At 64.8% G+C, this 17628-nt stretch carries 13 protein-coding genes; 6 read left to right on the top strand and 7 right to left on the bottom strand.

Going from position 1 to position 17628, the window contains the following annotated elements:
- Window positions 1-8: 8 nt before the first annotated feature.
- From M1B35_RS30630 to M1B35_RS30620, 3 genes are all read right to left on the bottom strand, one after another.
- Window positions 9-1730 carry a GMC family oxidoreductase gene (locus M1B35_RS30630; protein WP_268263930.1) on the bottom strand — a complete coding sequence of 574 codons (1722 nt, stop codon included), beginning with the start codon at window positions 1728-1730 and terminating at the stop codon, window positions 9-11.
- Between the two features lie 84 nt (window positions 1731-1814).
- Window positions 1815-2852, bottom strand: coding sequence for an ABC transporter substrate-binding protein (locus M1B35_RS30625; protein ID WP_268263929.1), 1038 nt, complete (start codon window positions 2850-2852; stop codon window positions 1815-1817).
- Between the two features lie 207 nt (window positions 2853-3059).
- Window positions 3060-3971, bottom strand: coding sequence for a LysR substrate-binding domain-containing protein (locus tag M1B35_RS30620; RefSeq protein ID WP_268263928.1), 912 nt, complete (start codon window positions 3969-3971; stop codon window positions 3060-3062).
- A 107-nt stretch (window positions 3972-4078) separates the two neighbouring features.
- Between M1B35_RS30620 and M1B35_RS30615 the strand changes: the two genes are divergently transcribed.
- The 6 genes from M1B35_RS30615 (at window position 4079) to M1B35_RS30590 (ending at window position 11661) form a co-directional block, all read left to right on the top strand.
- A complete protein-coding gene (locus tag M1B35_RS30615) occupies window positions 4079-5158 on the top strand; it encodes a tartrate dehydrogenase (RefSeq protein WP_268263927.1) in 1080 nt (359 codons plus the stop codon).
- 141 nt (window positions 5159-5299) lie between these two features.
- Window positions 5300-6223 carry a 2-hydroxyacid dehydrogenase gene (locus M1B35_RS30610; protein ID WP_268263926.1) on the top strand — a complete coding sequence of 308 codons (924 nt, stop codon included), beginning with the start codon at window positions 5300-5302 and terminating at the stop codon, window positions 6221-6223.
- A gap of 163 nt (window positions 6224-6386) precedes the next feature.
- The gene (locus M1B35_RS30605; RefSeq protein WP_268263925.1) at window positions 6387-7424 is read left to right on the top strand and encodes an ABC transporter substrate-binding protein; all 1038 of its coding nucleotides are present in this window, start codon (window positions 6387-6389) and stop codon (window positions 7422-7424) included.
- 220 nt (window positions 7425-7644) lie between these two features.
- Window positions 7645-8160 (top strand): sigma-70 family RNA polymerase sigma factor, encoded by a 516-nt coding sequence (locus M1B35_RS30600; RefSeq protein WP_123333754.1) that lies wholly within the window; start codon window positions 7645-7647, stop codon window positions 8158-8160.
- A complete protein-coding gene (locus M1B35_RS30595; RefSeq protein WP_268263924.1) occupies window positions 8161-9126 on the top strand; it encodes a FecR domain-containing protein in 966 nt (321 codons plus the stop codon).
- A 90-nt stretch (window positions 9127-9216) separates the two neighbouring features.
- On the top strand, window positions 9217-11661 hold the full coding sequence (locus M1B35_RS30590) for a TonB-dependent receptor (RefSeq protein ID WP_268263923.1): 2445 nt from the start codon (window positions 9217-9219) through the stop codon (window positions 11659-11661).
- A gap of 396 nt (window positions 11662-12057) precedes the next feature.
- Here M1B35_RS30590 and M1B35_RS30585 read toward each other — a convergent pair whose 3' ends face one another.
- From M1B35_RS30585 to M1B35_RS30570, 4 genes are all read right to left on the bottom strand, one after another.
- Window positions 12058-14181 (bottom strand): TonB-dependent siderophore receptor, encoded by a 2124-nt coding sequence (locus M1B35_RS30585; RefSeq protein WP_123333760.1) that lies wholly within the window; start codon window positions 14179-14181, stop codon window positions 12058-12060.
- A 179-nt stretch (window positions 14182-14360) separates the two neighbouring features.
- On the bottom strand, window positions 14361-14960 hold the full coding sequence (locus M1B35_RS30580) for an ANTAR domain-containing response regulator (protein ID WP_268263922.1): 600 nt from the start codon (window positions 14958-14960) through the stop codon (window positions 14361-14363).
- Window positions 14961-14976: 16 nt separating this feature from the next.
- The gene (locus tag M1B35_RS30575) at window positions 14977-16101 is read right to left on the bottom strand and encodes a transporter substrate-binding domain-containing protein (RefSeq protein ID WP_268263921.1); all 1125 of its coding nucleotides are present in this window, start codon (window positions 16099-16101) and stop codon (window positions 14977-14979) included.
- Window positions 16098-17618, bottom strand: coding sequence for an amidase (locus M1B35_RS30570; protein WP_268263920.1), 1521 nt, complete (start codon window positions 17616-17618; stop codon window positions 16098-16100). Before M1B35_RS30570 ends, M1B35_RS30575 begins: the two co-directional genes overlap by 4 nt.
- Between the last annotated feature and the right edge of the window lie 10 nt (window positions 17619-17628).

Raw genomic sequence — 17628 nt, 5'->3', positions numbered from 1 at the left:
ACCGCCCCTCAGGCGGTCGCGGCCTTCCGGGCCTCCTGTGCCGCGTCAGCCTTGATCAGGTCTGCGATACGTTCGGCCAGCATGAGGGTCGGCACGTTGGTGTTGGCACAGGGGATCGATGGCATCAGCGAGGCGTCACACACCCGCAACTGACTGACGCCGATCACTCGGCCATCGCTCAGGGTCACCGCCTGCGGATCATCGACGCGGCCCATGCGGCAGGTGCCGGACGGGTGCCAGGTGCCACCGACCTGGCTACGCACAAACGCCCCCAGCGCCGCGTCGTCGGCCAGCAACCCTTGCAGGGTCACGCCCTGGGTCACCAGGCGCCGGATCAGCCAGCCACGCAGCGGCCCGGCCAGGTCCAGCAAGCCGCTCAAGGTGCCACGCAACAGCCCGTTGATCCCTCCCGGGCGCGCCACCTTGGCCACCCGAGGCGAATAGCTGGAAGGGAACACCACGCTGCGTTGCGCATCCAGGGAGGCGGCCCCCAGGGTGCGAGCGCCAAAGCGCAAGGCGTCTTTCAGGCGTTGAAAATCCCGCGGGTCGGAGAGCATGTCGAACTGCACATCGGGCTCTTGCAACGGGTCCGCCGAGACCAGACGTACTCGCCCTCGGGAATAGGATTTGTTGACCCAGAAAAACATCGACCCCAGGCGATAGCCGATGGAGTGCCAGCCCGAACGGGACAGGATGGCGCCGTGCATATCGCCACTGGGCGTCTGTGCCAGGCCGGAAGAGAAGCGCACGATCGCCTGCTCGTGGTGTTCGTTGGCAAAGGGCGTGCGGCCCTCGCGGGTCAAGAGTGCCGACACCGCAATCGACGGGTGCTCCATCAGGTTGCCACCCACACCAGGGCGGTCCGCCACCAGCTCGATGCCCAGGTCCAGCAATTCATTCAACGGGCCGACGCCGCTGCGCATCAGCAACGCCGGGCTGTGGATCGCCCCAGCGCAAATGATCACCTCACGGGCCTCCAGCTCCAGGGTTTGCCCATCGGCCAGGCGCAGGCATGCGCCCACCGCACGCTTGTGCTTGAACAGCACGCGTTCCACCAGGCAATCGGTGCGGATGCTCAGGTTACTGCGCCGGCGCACCTCATCGGTCAGGTAGCACACCGAGGTGGGAATGCGTTCGCCCGCCTCGCTGACGCCAATCGCACCGACGTACACCCCGTCTTCCCAGGGGCCGTTCTGGTCCGGTTTGCGCGGCAGGCCCTGCTCGCCCAAGACGCCAATCACCCCTTTGACAAAGGGTGAGAGGGCCGCGTCCGGGGTCCGACGAATGCGCAGCGGGCCGTCCTGGCCATGCAGCGGGCCGTTGAAATCCGTGTCGTTTTCCAGCTTGCGAAAGTACGGCAGGCAGTTGTCCCAGCCCCAGCCTTCGGCGCCCAGTTGCTGCCATTCGTCATAGTCGGCGGGAGCACCGCGATTGGTCATCAGGGCATTGATCGCCGAGCCGCCGCCAAGGATTCGCGCCTGCTCGTAACGCCGCTGCTGGCGCGCGCCGGTGCCCATCAAGGCGTTGAGGCGCTGCCAGATATTGCCCAGGTCCAGGTAGGCCCGGCCTGGGTAGCGACTGCGAATCTCCGGCGGCATGCTCGACGCCGAAATATCGCGCCCGGCCTCCACCAGGCACACCTGTTTGTCCGGGTCCTCGGAGAGCCGGGCCGCCAGTACGCAACCGGCAGAACCGCCCCCGAGGATGAGGTAGTCGATCATCGTGCTCATGGCATTCCCTGTGGACGACCCATCGAATCAGCAACCCCGGCCGGCACCGCCACACGGCAGCTCGCCGCCGGGTACGGCATGGCGTTACTGAACGAACTTCAGCCAGCGGTCCTTGGCGGCGATACCGGCCGGCGATGCCCACCACTCTTCGGACAGCAACGCTTGCTTGGCGGCGTTATCCGGGGCGCTAGGGAGCTCCTTGGCGCGTTCCGCGGTGATCTTGCCGGTGCTGAACGCCGCCGGGTTGCCCGGGCCGTAATCGATGTGCAACGGCAGGTTGGCCTGCAGGTCCGGGGACATGGCCTCGTTAATGAATTGCAAGGCGGTGGCGTAGTTCGGGGCGTTTTTCAGCACGCACAACTGGGTGTTCTGCAACAGCCCGTCGTTGTAGGTGAACTCGACCTCCGGCTTGTCCTTGCGCACCGCGCTGGCGCGGCCGTTCCAGATCATCAGCATGTCCACTTCGCCGTCGCTGAGCAGCTGCGCCGACTGCCCACCGGAACTCCACCACACGGCAATGTCCGGTTTGATCTGTTCCAGGCGCTTGTAGGCCCGGTCCACATCCAGGGGGTAAAGCTTGTCCCGGGGCACGCCGTCGGACAGCAGCGCGGCTTCCAGGGTGCCCATGGGGTCGTTGCGCAAGGCGCGCACGCCGGGGAAGTCTTTGACGTTCCAGAAGTCGGCCCAGCTCTGGGGCACTTTTTTCAGGGCCTTGGTGTTGTAGGCCAGCACCGAGGAGTAGAACTCGTAGGCCACCGAATACGGGGTGCGATAGGCCTCGGGCATGCTCTGCACGTTCGGCAGCTTGCTCAAGTCCAGGGGTTCGATCAGCCCTTCGCGACCGCCGCGCAGGCAGTTCGAAGGCGGGGTGTCGATCACGTCCCACAGCGGCTTGCCGGCCTCGCCCTGGGCTTTGACCATGGGCCAGGCATCGGGAACGCTGTCTTGTTTGATGGTGATATTGAGGCGTTTGGCGGCGGGGTCGAGGATGGCCTTGGTCTGCGCCTCCTGGTAAGTGCCGCCCTGGGAAACAAAGGTGATCTGCGCCGCCAGCGCCGGCAATGCGGCCCCGGCAGTCAGGCACATCACGGAGAAAACTGAACCGAGCGACAAGACTTTCATGGCAATCATCCTATTAAGTCATTTGATTCGGCAGACTCAAAAAATGCGACTGAACACCTTGGAACCTTGTGGCGGCTTCGGTCTGTTTTTTGTTTTTACCGAGCGGGCCCCACCGACGTTACAAGAGTGTGCCGTGCCGGACAACTCACCAATAGTCAGGATCACCATAGCTTCAAGTTATGCAAAAACCCTCGCAACCCTGACCGGTCATGGATGCACCGCATAAGGCAGGCGTTTGGCCAGCTGCTGAACCAGGTACTGGCTGAACACCGAGATGCGCTGGGGAATATGACGGCGATGCTGGTACACCGCGAAGATGTCCGCCCGCGGTGCCTGGTGATCCAGCAACAACCCACGCAGACGCCCATCCTCCAAGTATTGCTGGACATCCCAGCGGGATCGCAGGATCAATCCATGCCCCTCCAGGGCCAGGCTCAGGGCCACTTCACCGTCGTTGCTGGACAGGGTGCCGCTGACTTTATGGGCGTACTCGCGGCCGTCCTTGTGGAAGCGCCAGATCGCGTAATCCCCGGCAAACTGCCGCAGCACGATGCAATTGTGCTGGGCCAGGTCCGCCACCACGTTCGGCTCAGGCATGTTTTCAAGGTATCCAGGCGCTGCACATAATAGCCGCGGATTTTCCAGCAGCCGCACGCTGATCAAACGCGAATCCGGCGGCTCGCCCATGCACACCGCAATGTCGAACTGATCGTCCAGCAGGGCCAGGGGCTGGCTGCTCAGCTCCAGGGAAATCTCCAGTTGCGGGTGCAAGCGGGCGAAGCTGGAAACGATGGGCGCCAGGTGGCGGCGACCAAAACCCAGGGTGCCATTGATCCGCAGCCGCCCGTGCAAGGTCGGCTGACGCTGGTTCAGGGCGCTCTCCAATTCTTCCAGTTGCCGCAGGATCGGCCGACCGCCTTCCAGGTACAACGCGCCCTCCGGGGTCAAGGCCAGCTTGCGCGTGGTGCGTTGCAGCAACTGCACCCCCAGGCGCTGTTCCAGCTGGCTCAGACGCTTGCTCACCGCCGGCAGCGACAGGCCCAGGTGGCGCGCCACTTCGGTGAGGCTGGCGCGGCTGGCCACCTGCTGGAAGAAACTCAAGTCGTCGATGGTGCTCATGGATTCTTTCCAAAAATCTAAGAATGGCTTTCGTTTCAGGCTAATTATTTATTTCGCGGTCATACATACACTCAGTGCCGCTACCCAACAATCCCTGGAGTCGAACCATGAGCAAGTCCAGCTACAAAATCGCCGTGATCCCTGGTGACGGCATCGGCAAGGAAGTGATGCCCGAAGGTGTGCGCGTACTCGATGCCGTGGCCCGCCGCCACGACCTGGAACTGCAGTGGGACTGGTTCGACTTCGCCAGTGCCGATTACTACCTGGCTCACGGCAAGATGATGCCCGACAACTGGTTCGAGGTTCTCAAGGGTTACGACGCCATCTACTTCGGCGCGGTGGGCTGGCCCGACGTGGTGCCGGACCACATCTCGCTGTGGGATTCGCTGTTGCAGTTCCGTCGCGAATTCGACCAGTACGTCAACCTGCGCCCCTGCCGGCTGATGCCCGGGGTCAAGGCACCACTGGCCAACCGCAAGCCCGGCGACATCGATTTCTGGGTGGTGCGCGAGAACACCGAGGGCGAGTACTCCAGTGTCGGCGGCAAGATGTTCCCCGGCACCGAACGCGAGATCGTGCTGCAGGAAACCGTGATGACCCGGGTCGGGGTCGACCGCATTCTCAAGTTCGCCTACGACCTGGCCCAGAGCCGGCCGAAGAAGCACCTGACCTCGGCCACCAAGTCCAACGGCATCGCGATCACCATGCCCTACTGGGATGAACGCGTGGTGGAGATGGGCAAGCGCTACCCCGAGGTCAAGGTGGACAAGTACCACATCGATATCCTCACCGCGAACTTCGTCCTGCACCCGGACTGGTTCGACGTGGTGGTGGCCAGCAACCTGTTCGGCGACATCCTCTCCGACCTCGGCCCAGCCTGCACCGGCACCATCGGCATCGCCCCTTCGGCCAACATCAACCCGGAGCGCAACTTCCCCAGCCTGTTCGAACCGGTGCACGGTTCGGCCCCGGACATCGCCGGCAAAGGCATCGCCAACCCCATCGGGCAGATCTGGTGCGGGGCAATGATGCTTGAGCACCTGGGCCACCCCGAGGCCGGTGCCGCCGTGGTCAAGGCCATCGAAGCCGTACTCGAACAAGGACCGGAGGTGGCGCCGCTGACTGCCGACATCGGCGGCAAAGGCACCACCGAAGCCTTGGGCAAGGCCATCGCCGCCCTCTGCTGAGCCCCGAGTGGCCGCCCATTCGGGCGGCTGCTGCGGCCGGTGGAATAAAATTCAAAAGCTGCCGTCGCGGCGCAGCGATTCAAAAGAATCTACTGTCGGCGCTGGGATAGGCTGAGCACAGTCCTTCAGGCGGAGCCTTCCATGGCCCTTCTCTACAAAGCCGATTCCGAGCGTGGCCAGCAGTGGCAGGCCTTGTTCGCCGAGCACGCCCCGGACATCGAAGTCAGGCTCTGGCCGGACGTCGGCAACCCTGCGGACATCCGTTACTTGATGGCCTGGCAGCCGCCGGAAAACCTGCGGGACTTTCCCAACCTTGAAGTGGTGTTCGCCACCTCGGCGGGGGTCGATCAGTTCGACCTGCGGCAGTTGCCCGAGCAGGTGCCGGTGGTGCGCATGCAAGACCCGGGCATTGTCCAGGGGATTGTCGAATACGCCTGCATGGCGGTGCTCAGCCTGCATCGGCAATTGCCCTTGTACCTGCACCAGCAACGCCAGGGGCAATGGCAGGAACAGCCCTGGGTCCCGGCCCGGCAACGCCGCGTGGGGGTCATGGGCCTGGGCATGCTGGGCAAAGCGGCGCTGCAACACTTGCGGCCGTTCGGCTTCAACCTGCGGGGCTGGTCGCGTTCGCTGCAACCACTGGACGGCGTCGAGTGCTTTGCCGGCGTCGAGCAGTTGCCGGCCTTCCTCAGCCAGTGCGACACCCTGCTCTGCCTGCTGCCCCTGACCGAGCACACCCGCGGCCTGCTCAACGCCCGCACCCTGGGCTTGCTGCCCCGGGGCGCGAGCCTGATCAACCTGGGCCGTGGCGCGCACCTGGTTGAGCAGGATCTGCTGCAGGCCCTGGACAGCGGGCAACTGAGCCACGCGATTGTCGATGTGGTGCAAGAAGAACCGGCCCCCGAGCAGCACCCGTTCTGGCAACACCCGAACATCTGGCTGACCCCGCACATCGGCGCAGTGACCCTGCCCGAGTCGGCGTTCGCTCCATTGCTGGACAACCTGCGCCGCCACCAACGGGGCCAGGCCATGTCCGGTGTCATCGAAAAACACCAAGGCTACTGAAGAGGGACCACCCCGACACTGACGCTCTGCATAACAACAAATCAGCCCGGAACTTCGAATGTCCGGTAGAGCAACCGACGCGGCACCGACTCGTTCCCGCCCCGTCGAGCTGACACTGCCCTTAGCACTCCATTGCGGTACTACTTTTTTTGGGAGTTTCACCATGTCGAAAACACTGAAGTTTGTGCTGCTCAGCGGTTGCCTGAGCCTGGCTGTGGGCCAGGCCATGGCCAAGGACCTGACCGTGATTTCCTACGGCGGCGCGAGCAAGGACGCCCAAGTGGCGGGCTTCTACAAACCCTACGAAAAAGCCACTGGGACCAAGATCATCGCCGGCGAATGGAACGGCGAGATGGCCAAGGTCAAGGCCATGGTCGACACCAAGAGCGTCAACTGGGACGTGCTCGACATCGAAGACAACGACCTCAGCCGTGGTTGCGACGATGGTCTGTTCGAGAAAATCGACATGAGCCGCATCGGGCCGGTGGACGACTTTGTCGACGGCACCGTGCAGACCTGCGGCGTGGGGATTTTCGTCTGGTCCAACGTCCTGGCCTACAACACCGAGAAGCTCAAGACCGCGCCCCAGGGCTGGAAAGATTTCTGGGACGTGAAGAAATTCCCCGGCAAGCGCAGCCTGCGCAAATCCGCCCGCGGCGCCCTGGAATTCGCCCTGATGGCCGACGGCGTGGCGCCCAAGGACGTGTACAAGGAACTGTCCACCGACGCCGGCGTGAGCCGCGCCTTCGCCAAGCTCGACGAACTCAAGCCCTACATTCAGTGGTGGGAAGCCGGCGCCCAGCCGCCGCAGTACCTGATCTCCGGCGACGTGGTCATGAGCTCGGCCTACAACGGCCGGATCTATGCCGCCAAGCAATCCGGCGCACCGCTGAAAATCGTCTGGGACGGCAACCTCTACCAGTTCGATGAGTGGGCCATTCCCAAGGGCACGCCGAACCTGGACGAGGCCTACAAGTTCATCAAGTTCGCCATGCAGCCGGCGCAGCAGAAAATCTACACCGAGCACATGGCGTACGGCCCTTCGAACAAAGGCACCATCAGCCTGCTGAGCCCGGAACTGGCCGCCGACCTGCCGACGGCGCCGCAGAACATGCAGAACGCCCTGCAGATGGACGTGGACTTCTGGACCGAGCACGGCGAAAGCCTGGAACAGCGCTTTATTGCCTGGTCGAGCAAATAACCCCCAACGCCTGACAACCGGCCAGGGCGACTATTGCCCTGGCCCGTCGGCAACGCCCCTCTCCACCGATTGCTGCGCCGCAACCGCCCTCCTTCCCCGCCCAGGCAGCCCCTGCCCCGCCACACCCGCCGCCGCTTGTGCGCCACAGAGAATCCTTGCGCAGGGACTTCGCCCTACACTAGCATTGGGAATACTTCTCAATTGCAAAATCCGACCTGCCATGAGCGATAGCCCCGCCGCGATCCATGCCCAGCACCTGCGTACCGTCGAAGCCCTGTACAGCGGCCACCATGGCTGGCTCTACGCGCGCCTGCGAAAAAAACTCGGCAACGCCCTGGACGCCGCGGACCTGGCCCATGACACCTTCACCCGGATCCTCGCCTCCGGGGTCGCGGTGATCGACGAACCCCGGGCCTACCTGAGCTGCGTGGCCAAGGGCATCCTGGTCAACTGGTATCAGCGCCAGGCCCTGGAGCGCGCCTACCTGCAAGCCCTGGCGCAGATGCCGGAAGCCGAGGCGCCCTCGCCCCAGGCGCGCTACCTGATCCTGGAAACCCTGCACGAAATCGACGCCATGCTCGACACCTTGCCGGCCCCGGTGAAACGCACCTTCCTGCTGTCGCAGATCGCCGGCCTCAAGTACGCCGAGATCGCCGAGCAACTGGGGGTCTCGCTGATCACCGTCAAGCGCTACATGAAGCAGGCCTTTATCCAGTGCCTGGCGTTGGTGCACTAAGTGCCTGCCCAGCCGACTGTGCCCCTGGCCGAGCAAGCCCTGGACGAAGCCGCCGACTGGCTGCTGCGCTTCAGCGAAGGCGATGTCAGCGCCGCCGAGCATGAGCAATGGCAGTACTGGCGCGGCAGCAGCCCGGAACGCCAACAGGCCTGGGAGCGGGCGCAGGTGCTGCTGGGCAAACTCGGCGGCCTGCCCCCGGCCCTGGCCATGTCGGCCCTGGATCGCCCGGCCAACCCGGGCCGACGCGCCGCCGTGGCCAAGCTGGCGGCATTGCTGGCCCTGCTGCCCGGCAGCTTCGGCGCCTGGAAGCTCCTGGAAACCCAGCAATGGACCGCAGACTTCCGCTCGGCCGTGGGCGAACGCCGGGAGCTGCAGTTGGCCGACGGTTCGCAGATCACCTTGAACACCGATTCGGCGATCGACGTGCGCTTCGACAGCCAGCAACGCCGGGTGCACCTGCGCCAGGGCGAGATCCTGGTACAGACCGCCCGCGACCCTGGCGACCGGCCGTTCCTGGTGACCACCGAGGCCGGCTGGATGCAGGCCCTGGGCACCCGTTTCACCGTGCGCGAGCAAGCCGGCAGCACCCGCCTGGTGGTGCTCGAAGGCGCGGTGCGGGTGCAACCGGCCGAGGCCGGCGGTGCCCAGCAGGTGATCAACGCCGGCCAGCGCACCACCTTCAGCGCCAACCAGCTGGCCCCGCCGGAAACCGCCAACCCCGCTGCCAGTGCCTGGACCCAGGGCATGCTATTGGCCGACAACCTGCGCCTGGCGGACTTCCTCGTGGAACTGGCGCGCTACCGCAAGGGCTTCGTGCGCTGCGACCCGGCCATCGCCGACCTGCGCATTTCCGGGGCCTTCCCCATCAGCGACAGCCAGCGCTCCCTGGACATGCTGCAGCAGACCTATCCGTTGGTTATCCGTCAGCATTGGCACGGTTACTGGGTGATGCTTTCCGCCGCCTGAAAAAAAACAGCCTGGGGGGTGATACTTTTTCCGCGCTCGGCGGGCTAGGGAAGGAAGCACTTCTCAACCTTGTCGAATAGGTCCTCCCCCATGTTCGTTAACCGCCCTCCGCGTCCGGCCCGACCCCTCCGCCCCGCCCTGCGCAACGCCCTGCTGTGCCTGAGCCTGGGCACCGCTTGCAGCACAGCGGCCTGGGCCGCCGCCACACCGGCCCTGGACAACACACCGCGCAGCTACGAGATCCCGGCCGGCCCCCTGGGCCCGACCCTGTCCGGCTTTGCCCTGGCCACCGGCCTTCCCCTGTCGTTCCAGCCCAACCTCACCGACGGCCTGGAAAGCCCCGGGCTGTCAGGCCGCTACAGCCCCCGGGAAGCCCTGGAACAATTGCTCGCCGACAGCGGCCTGGAACTGGTGGCGCGCACCGACGGCAGCTACACCCTGGCCCGGCGCCCAGCCGCCGCAGACACCGGGCTGACCCTCGACGCCACCACCATCAGTGCCAATGGCCAGGCCCCCGACAGCCTGCCGTCGGTGTATGCCGGCGGCCAGGTGGCCCGTGGTGGCCGCCTCGGCCTGATGGGCAACAAAGACCTGATGGACGTGCCCTTCAGCGTCAGCAACTACACCTCCACCCTGATCAAGGACCAGCAGGCGATCACCGTCGCCGACGTGCTGGAGCGTGACTCCTCGGTGCGTTCCACCGGGCAGACCGGCGGCGTGGTGGACTCGTTCTTTATCCGCGGTTTTCCCATAGGCGAAGGCAACCTCGGGGAACTGGCTTTCGACGGTGTCTACGGCGTGGCCCCCAACTACCGGGTGTTCACCGAGTACGCCGAGCGCGTGGAGGTGATCAAGGGCCCCGGTGCGCTGCTGTACGGCATGTCGCCCAACAGCGGGGTCGGTGGGGTGATCAATATTGTGCCCAAGCGCTCCCTGGACGAAGACCTGACCCGCTTCACCGCCAGCTACGCCAGCGACAGCCAGGTCGGCGGCCATCTGGACCTGAGCCGGCGCTTCGGTGACCAGCGCCAGTTTGGTGTGCGCATCAACGGCAGCGTGCAGCAAGGCGACACCGCTATCGACAAACAATCGCGGGAGATCAACCTCGGCGCCGTGGCCTTCGATTACCAAGGCGAGCGCCTGCGTGCCAGCCTCGACATGATCAGCCAGGAAGAACAGTTCGACGCCCCATCCCGGCCCTTCCTGATCAGCCGTGGCCTGGACATTCCCTCGGCCGCCAACGGCCGGCGCAACGTCACCCAGGAATGGTCCTGGGCCAAGACCCGCGACCGCGCCACCCTGCTGAGCGGTGAATACGAGGTGAACGACGCACTGACCCTGTTCGCCCACGCCGGCGGTGGGCGCTCGCAAGTGTCGCGGCTTTCCGACCAGACCCCGACCCTGCTCAACAGCGCCGGCGACACCTCGTCGATTCCCGGCTATTACAAGTTCGAGGTCGAGCGCTACACCGTCGATGCCGGTGCCCGGGTGCGCTTCGACACCGGCCCGGTGAGCCATAACACCAGCCTGCAAGTCACCCGCTATCGCGATGAGTTGTCCCGGGCGATCATTTCCGGGCCGGCGATCCTGTCCAACATTTACCACCCGGTGCAGCGCCCGGAGCCCGAAATTGCCACCCCCGACCCACTCAAGGTCTCGGCCAGCGAACTGTCCGGCGTGGCCCTGGCCGACACCTTGTCGGTGCTCGATGAACGCTTGCAACTGACCCTCGGCCTGCGCCAGCAAAGCATCGAGTCGCACAACTACAACACCGCAGGCGCAGTCACCACCACCTACGACAAAACCGCCACCACACCACTGTTCGGCTTGGTGATCAAACCCTGGGAGCACGTGTCGCTCTACTACAACTACATCGAAGGCTTGAGCAAGGGCGACTCCGCACCGGCCACCGCCGACAACTCCGGCGAGGTGTTCGCGCCCTACATCTCCCGCCAGCAGGAAGTCGGGGTCAAGGTCGACTACGGGACCTTCACCTCAACCCTGAGCCTGTTTCAGATCAAGAAGCCAGCGGGCGAACTGGTGGCCCAGAGCAATAACCGACAGATTTTTTCGGTGCAGGGCGAGCAACGTAACCGCGGCCTGGAACTCAACCTGTTCGGCGAACTCAGCGAAGGCACCCGCCTGCTCGGCGGCGTGACCCTGCTCGACGCCGAATTGACCCAGAGCGGCACCCCGGCCTACCGCGGCAACAAACCCGTGGGCGTACCCGAGGTCCAGGCCAACCTCTGGGCGGAATGGGACACGCCGTGGATCGAGGGCCTGACCCTGACCAGCGGCGCCATCTACACCGGCAGCCAGTACATCAATCAGGACAATACCCAGAAACTCGACCCCTGGACCCGGATCGACGCCGGCGCCCGCTACAGCACCCACATCGACGGCCGCCCCACCACCCTGCGGGCCACGGTACAAAACCTTTTCGACCGCAGCTACTGGTCGGGGGTGGCGTCCTACGGCGCCTTCTCCCAGGCCTCGCCACGCACCTTACAACTGTCGGCCACGGTGGATTTCTAGGCCCACGCGAGGAGCAAGGCAAGCCCGGCACCAGCACCCTGGTGCTGGACACCATGATCAAGGTGCAGTCCCTGGCCTACCCAGTCTTCAACCTGCCCAAGCAGCTACCGGAGTTCATGACCGAAAAGGTGGCGGACTAGAAGGCCTCGCGGGCCAGGCAAGCGGGGTTTTGTCTATTTATTGACCGTGCCTCGTATCACCTGTGCTGTCGGCCTCCTGCGCAGTTATCCACAGAGATACCCACGGTTTTAGTGAATAACTTCAGGCGTTTGCGCGCGCGGTGCAGGCCCCAGGCCCGGGGCTCGGACTGCGCCGCCCCATAGCAAAATCCCCCAGGTCCCAGGCGCTTTACGCACCGGAAGCTGGGGGATGGCAGACGCTTGGCGGCTGTCGGGTTTACAGGGTGTAGGCGATGCCCAGTTGCACGGTGCGCGGTGCGCCCGGGTAGGCGTAGACGTTGCCGAAAGCGCCTTCCTCGTAGTCTTCGTTGAACAGGTTTTTCACGTCCAGGTTCAGACGCACGTGCTCGTTGAGTTTGTAGTAGCTCAACAGATCAAAGACCTGGTAGCTGCTCATGTCGAAGGCGGTGCTGGAGGTTTGCCCGGCGCGGTTATCCACGTACTTGGCCCCCAACCCCAGGCCCAGACCCTTGAGGCCGCCGTCCTGGAACTCATAGACGTTCAACAGGCTGAAGCTGTTGCGCGGAATGTTCATCAGCCGCGTGCCGGTCGGGATCGCCGTGTCCTTGGTGACCTCGGCGTCCACATAGGCGTAGCCGCCGATCATCCGCCACTCGGGGGTGAGGTTGCCGGCCACGTTGATGTCCAGGCCACGGCTGCGCACTTCACCGGCGGCCACTTTGAGCACACCGCTCGGGTCCGTCGGATCGTTGGTCAGCACGTTCTGCTTGTCGATCTGGTAGATCGCCGCGTCCACGCTCAACTGGCGCTCCAGGGCTTCCCACTTCACCCCCACCTCATAGGACTTGCCTTCTTCCGGCTTGAAGCCATTGCCCGTGCGGTCGGCACCCGAGTTGGGCTTGAACGAGCGCGCCGCGTCGGCATACAGCGCCACAGTCGGCGTCAGGTTGTAGACCAGGCCGGCCCGCGGGGTGACGGCGTTGTCGCTCTTCTCCCAGGAGGTGTTGTTGAGGTAGTTGTCGTACTGGTGCTCGAAGCGCTCCAGGCGCGCACCCAACAGAACCTTGAGGTCGTCGGTCAGGCTGACCTGATCCTGGACAAAGGCCGCGTAGGTCTTGAGGTTTTCCTTGTCATCGGTGGTGGTGCGGGTCAAGGCCGGACGTGGTTGGCCGTAGACCGGGTTGAAGATATCGATGGGGTAGTTGATGCCGGCCGCCGAGCGCTTGATGATCGACTGGTAGTCGTAGTCTTCGTACTCGACACCGGTGAGCAAGGTGTGCTCGAAACCGCCGGTGGAAAAGTGCCCGGTGAGGTTCAACTGGTAGTCGCGATCACGCCATTCCAGTTTGCGGTAGTTGAAGTTGCGCCCCAGGGTGCGGCCGTCGGGCGCAATGCCGTTGGCCTCGATGCCATTGCCGGCCAGGGTGCCGTCGAGGATTTGCGCGCCGCCGCCCAGGGTCCAGTTGTCATTGAGGAAGTGCTCGAAACGCACCTGGCCCATGTTGTTGTCGTTGTGCAGTTTGCCGACGTCCTTCTCGCCGAAGAAGGTGTCCCGCGAGGCCACGCCACGCTGTGTCGGGTAGCGGGTCAGGCCACGATCCAAAGGCGCGTTGTTGCGCATGAAGTCGCCTTCGAAGGTGATTTTGGTACGGTCGTTGACCTGCCAGCTGAGCACCGGGGTCACGCCGTAGCGTTCGGTTTCCACATGGTCACGGAAGGTGTCGCCGCCCTCGCCGATCACGTTCAGGCGATAGGCAAAGCGGCCGTCATCGTCCAATGGGCCGGAGGTGTCCAGGGTGCCGCGACGCATGCCCTGGTCGCTGATCTGGCTGCCCAGGGTGGTGCGGCTTTCGGCCAGGGGCTGCTTGGACACCACATTGAAGGTGCCGCCCGGGTCGCCACGGCCGTAGAGCATGGTGGCCGGACCGCGCAGCACTTCCAGGCGCTCGATGGTGTTGGCATCGGGCATGTTCGGGTAGCCGCGGTTGATCGGAAAACCATTGCGGTAGAACTCGCCGGTGGTAAAGCCACGCACGGTGAAGGTGGTCAGGCCCTGGCCGCCAAAGTTGTTGGCCCGGCCCACGCCGCCGGCGTAATCGAGGGCGTCTTGCAAACGGGTCGCGCTGAGGTCTTCCACGGCGTCGCGGGTGACCACGCTGATGGACTGCGGGGTTTCATGAATCGAGGTGTCGGTGCGCGTGGCGCTGGCGGAACGGGTGGCACGATAACCCTGTACCGGCCCCTGGGCCTGTTCTTCGGCGGTGCCGTTGATGTCGATGGCTTGCAGCTCGATCGAGGCCGGGTCCACCGGTACCGATTCAGCCCAGGCTGTCTGGGAAATAGCTTGGATGACACACAGGGAAACAAGAGTTCGACGCATCGACGTAACGGCCTTTTTGGAGAATCCCGGGCACTGCGGTAGCCCGGCAAGATTGTGCCGCGAATCATATAGATACAGATTCTCATTTGATAGACTTTCTCAGTCACGTGTAGCAAAAATAATACAAAGGGGCCGCCTCCTTGCAGCCCATCGCCGACGCGGGTTTCGCGCCCTGCCCTTCAGTCCGGCGTCGGCAAGCCCGCGTCGATAATCCCCTGGGCAATCGCCTCCATGCTGATGCGCCGGGCCATGGCGTCTCGCTGGATGCGCCGGTGGGCTTCGCTTTCGGCAATCCGATAGCGGGCCATCAACAAGGCCTTGGCCATGGAGATTTTCGACACCGCCGGTTGCCGGGTCTGCAACTTGCGGATCTGCGCCAGCATGTCGATCCGCGCGCGCCAGGCGGCCCGGGCCATCAACAACTGGGTCAGCAGGCCGAACGGTCGCAGGGGCCGTTCGATCACCGCCGCCGGTTGGGTTTCCAGCACCAGTTGCAGCATCGAGGGGTTTTCGTAGCCGACCACGGCAATGATCGGCGGCGCCTGCTCGTCGAGGCTCTCCACCAATGCCTGGGTGTTGGCGCGCTGGTTGAGTTCGACCGCCAGCAGCACCGCGTCGAACGCCGCCGGCAGGAAGGTGGGCACCGGCCAGCACTGTTCAACGATGCAGCCGATGCGTTGCAGCTGGCTCAGCACCACCCGGGCCTCGGCGTCCTCGGGGTGGATGACCAGCACTCGCAGGCCCTTGAGCTCGCGCAGCAGCGAAGGTGCAGTGTTCATCTCGCCCTCCTCCGCCTCACGCTTCGGCGTCCAGTTGGTACTCGACCATGTACGGGCTGGGCCGCACCGCCTCGCGGCTTTCCAGCACCAGTTGGAACTGACGCTGGGCATCGACCCGGGCAATCCGTGGCCAGAGCCAGGTGTGCTGGGTGTCGGCGTCGATACTCACACGGCCTTGAGGGGCGTCGAAGTGGGCACCGGCCAAGGCTTCGCGCAGGGCCTCCAGGGAATCGTCCGCGGCCTGGCGTGCGGCCTGGGCGAACAGGTGCACCTGAAAATACGCCGCCTCGGCCCCCGAGGTGATCGGCGCCTGCTCGCCAAACCGCGCCCGGTAGCGGGCGACAAAGGCCCGGCTCTGGGCGTTGTCCAGGGTCGAGAACCAGGGCGCCGCGCACACGTGCCCTTCGGCCTCCTCGGCGGTCATGGCGAGCACGTCCACTTCATTGGTGGCCAGGCTGACGATCGGCGTGCGCGCCGGGTCCAGCCCGGCACGGCGGTAAGCGCGGTGCAGAGCCGGGATGTCGCTGCCGACAATGGTTGAGTAGATGGCGTCCGGGGCGGTGTCCGCCACCCGCTGCATGACCCGCTGGAAGTCCTCCTCACAGGCGTGGAACGGCAGGTAGATTTCGTCCACTACTTCGCCCCCGGCCTGCTCGAACAGCTCGCGCATGATGCGGTTGGACTCGTACGGGTAAACATAGGGCCCACCGACAAACAGCACCCGCCCGCCGTAGGTTTCCAGCACATAACGCGCCAGTTGCACGGAGTTCTGGTTGGGGGCCGAGCCGGTATAGAAGCAGTACGGCGAATACTCGAAGCCTTCATAGAGGGTCGGGTAGAACAGCAGGCGACGACGGCTTTCCACCACCGGCAAGACCAGCTTGCGGGTGCTCGACATGTGGGTGCCGAACAGCACCCGCACCTGTTCCTGATCACAGAGTTGCAGGGCGCTGTCGCGGTAGCTGGCCGGCTCGGCACCGGGGTGGGCAACCACTGGCACCAGGGGCACGCCGTTGATGCCCCCCGCTTCGTTGACTTCGGCAATCGCCAGTTGGCTGGCATTGGCCTGGGTGGTCTCCACCCCGGCGGTGAGGCTGTGCTCGGAGAACAACAGCCCGACCTTGTATCCCTGAGTACTCATGACGTAAGGCTTTCCCAATTGAAGTGCTGCTCGAAAGCATGGGCCAGGCGGTACAGCGTGGCCTCGTCGTAGTCGCGAGCGACCAGCATCATGCCCACCGGCAGCCCGGCGGCCAAGCCACAGGGAATGGAGATCGCCGGGTGACCGGTGACATCGAAGGGCGCGGTGTTGGCGTTCATCTCCAGGGCGCGGCTGACCCAGGTGCTGGCCGAGACTTCAGGCTCCGGCAACCGGGGCGCCTTGAGCGGCACCGTGGGCATCAGCAGCACGTCGAAGTCTTGCAGGTGCCCGTCGTAGGCGGCGCGCAGTTGCCGCGCCGCATTCTGTGCCTTGGCGTAGTACTGCCCGGCATGGGCGCGGTAAGCGTAGTCGCCGGCCAGCAGGCAGGTCTTCAAGTCATGGGGAAAGGCCTCGGCCTTGGCCTGCCAGCCGGCCTGGGCCTGCATCAGGCTCTCCACGTAGAGGCCCTTCCAGTTGCTGGAATAGTTGCAGCCGAGCATCTGCTGGGTGGTGCCTTCCACGGCAATCGGGGTCCAGATCGCATGGCCCAGGGCGTGCATCGGAATCGACACCTCCTCGACCTCGGCCCCCAGCTCACGGAACAGACCGGCGGCGTGGCGCACCGCTGCGTCCACATCGGCTTCCGAGTTGGCCAGGCCGAAGCCCTCGCCCACCACGGCAATCCGCAACCCGGCGCAGCCTTGGCCCAGGGCCTGGGTGTAGCGCACCTCGGGCAACTGCCGCCCCTGGCGCGGGTCGAGGCCGTCGACCCCGGCCAACACCTCCAGGAGCAAGGCGTTGTCGGCGACATTGGCGCTCATGATGCCGGCGTGATCCAGGGTCATTTCCACCGGCATGATGCCGCTGTAGGGAATCAGCCCGTGGGTCGGTTTCAGGCCGTAGATGCCGCTGTAGGCCGCGGGAATGCGCACCGAACCGCCCTGGTCGGTGCCGATGCCCAGGTCCACCTCCCCGGCGACGATCAGCGCCGCGCAACCGGAGGACGAACCGCCGGTGGAGTGCCCGGGGTTGCGCGGGTTGTGCACCGCGCCGGTGGCATTGGTGTGGCTGCTGCCGGACACGCAAAAGTACTCGCAATGGGCTTTGCCGAGAATCTGCCCGGCGGCGTCCAGCACCCGGGTCGCCACGGTGGCGTCCAGGTCCGGCACGTAGCCGCGCAGGGTCGAGGCGCCGTTCATCATCGGCACCCCGGCCAGGCAGATGTTGTCCTTGAGGGCGATGCGCTTGCCCGCCAGCTTGCCGGTCGCCGCGCCTTGCACCTGGGTCTTCACGTACCAGGCGTTGTAGGGGTTGTCGCCGGGTGCCGGTTCGTGGCCCGAGCGCTGCGGGTATTTGAGCGGTGGCAGCGTGGAGCCCAGGCTGTCGAGGCGGTCGTAGTCCTGCCACACCGCTTCGAGAATGCCCGCGTACTCGTTCAGCAACGACGCATCGAGCTGCAGGCCCAGGCGAGCACCGGCCGCGTCGAGGTCGGCCAGGGAGGGACGTTGAATAGACATGGTGAAGTAA

The organism is Pseudomonas morbosilactucae (genome assembly GCF_023241665.1).
In the GTDB taxonomy this organism is placed as follows: Bacteria; Pseudomonadota; Gammaproteobacteria; order Pseudomonadales; family Pseudomonadaceae; genus Aquipseudomonas; species Aquipseudomonas morbosilactucae.
This window is presented reverse-complemented; position numbering and strand designations above follow the sequence as displayed.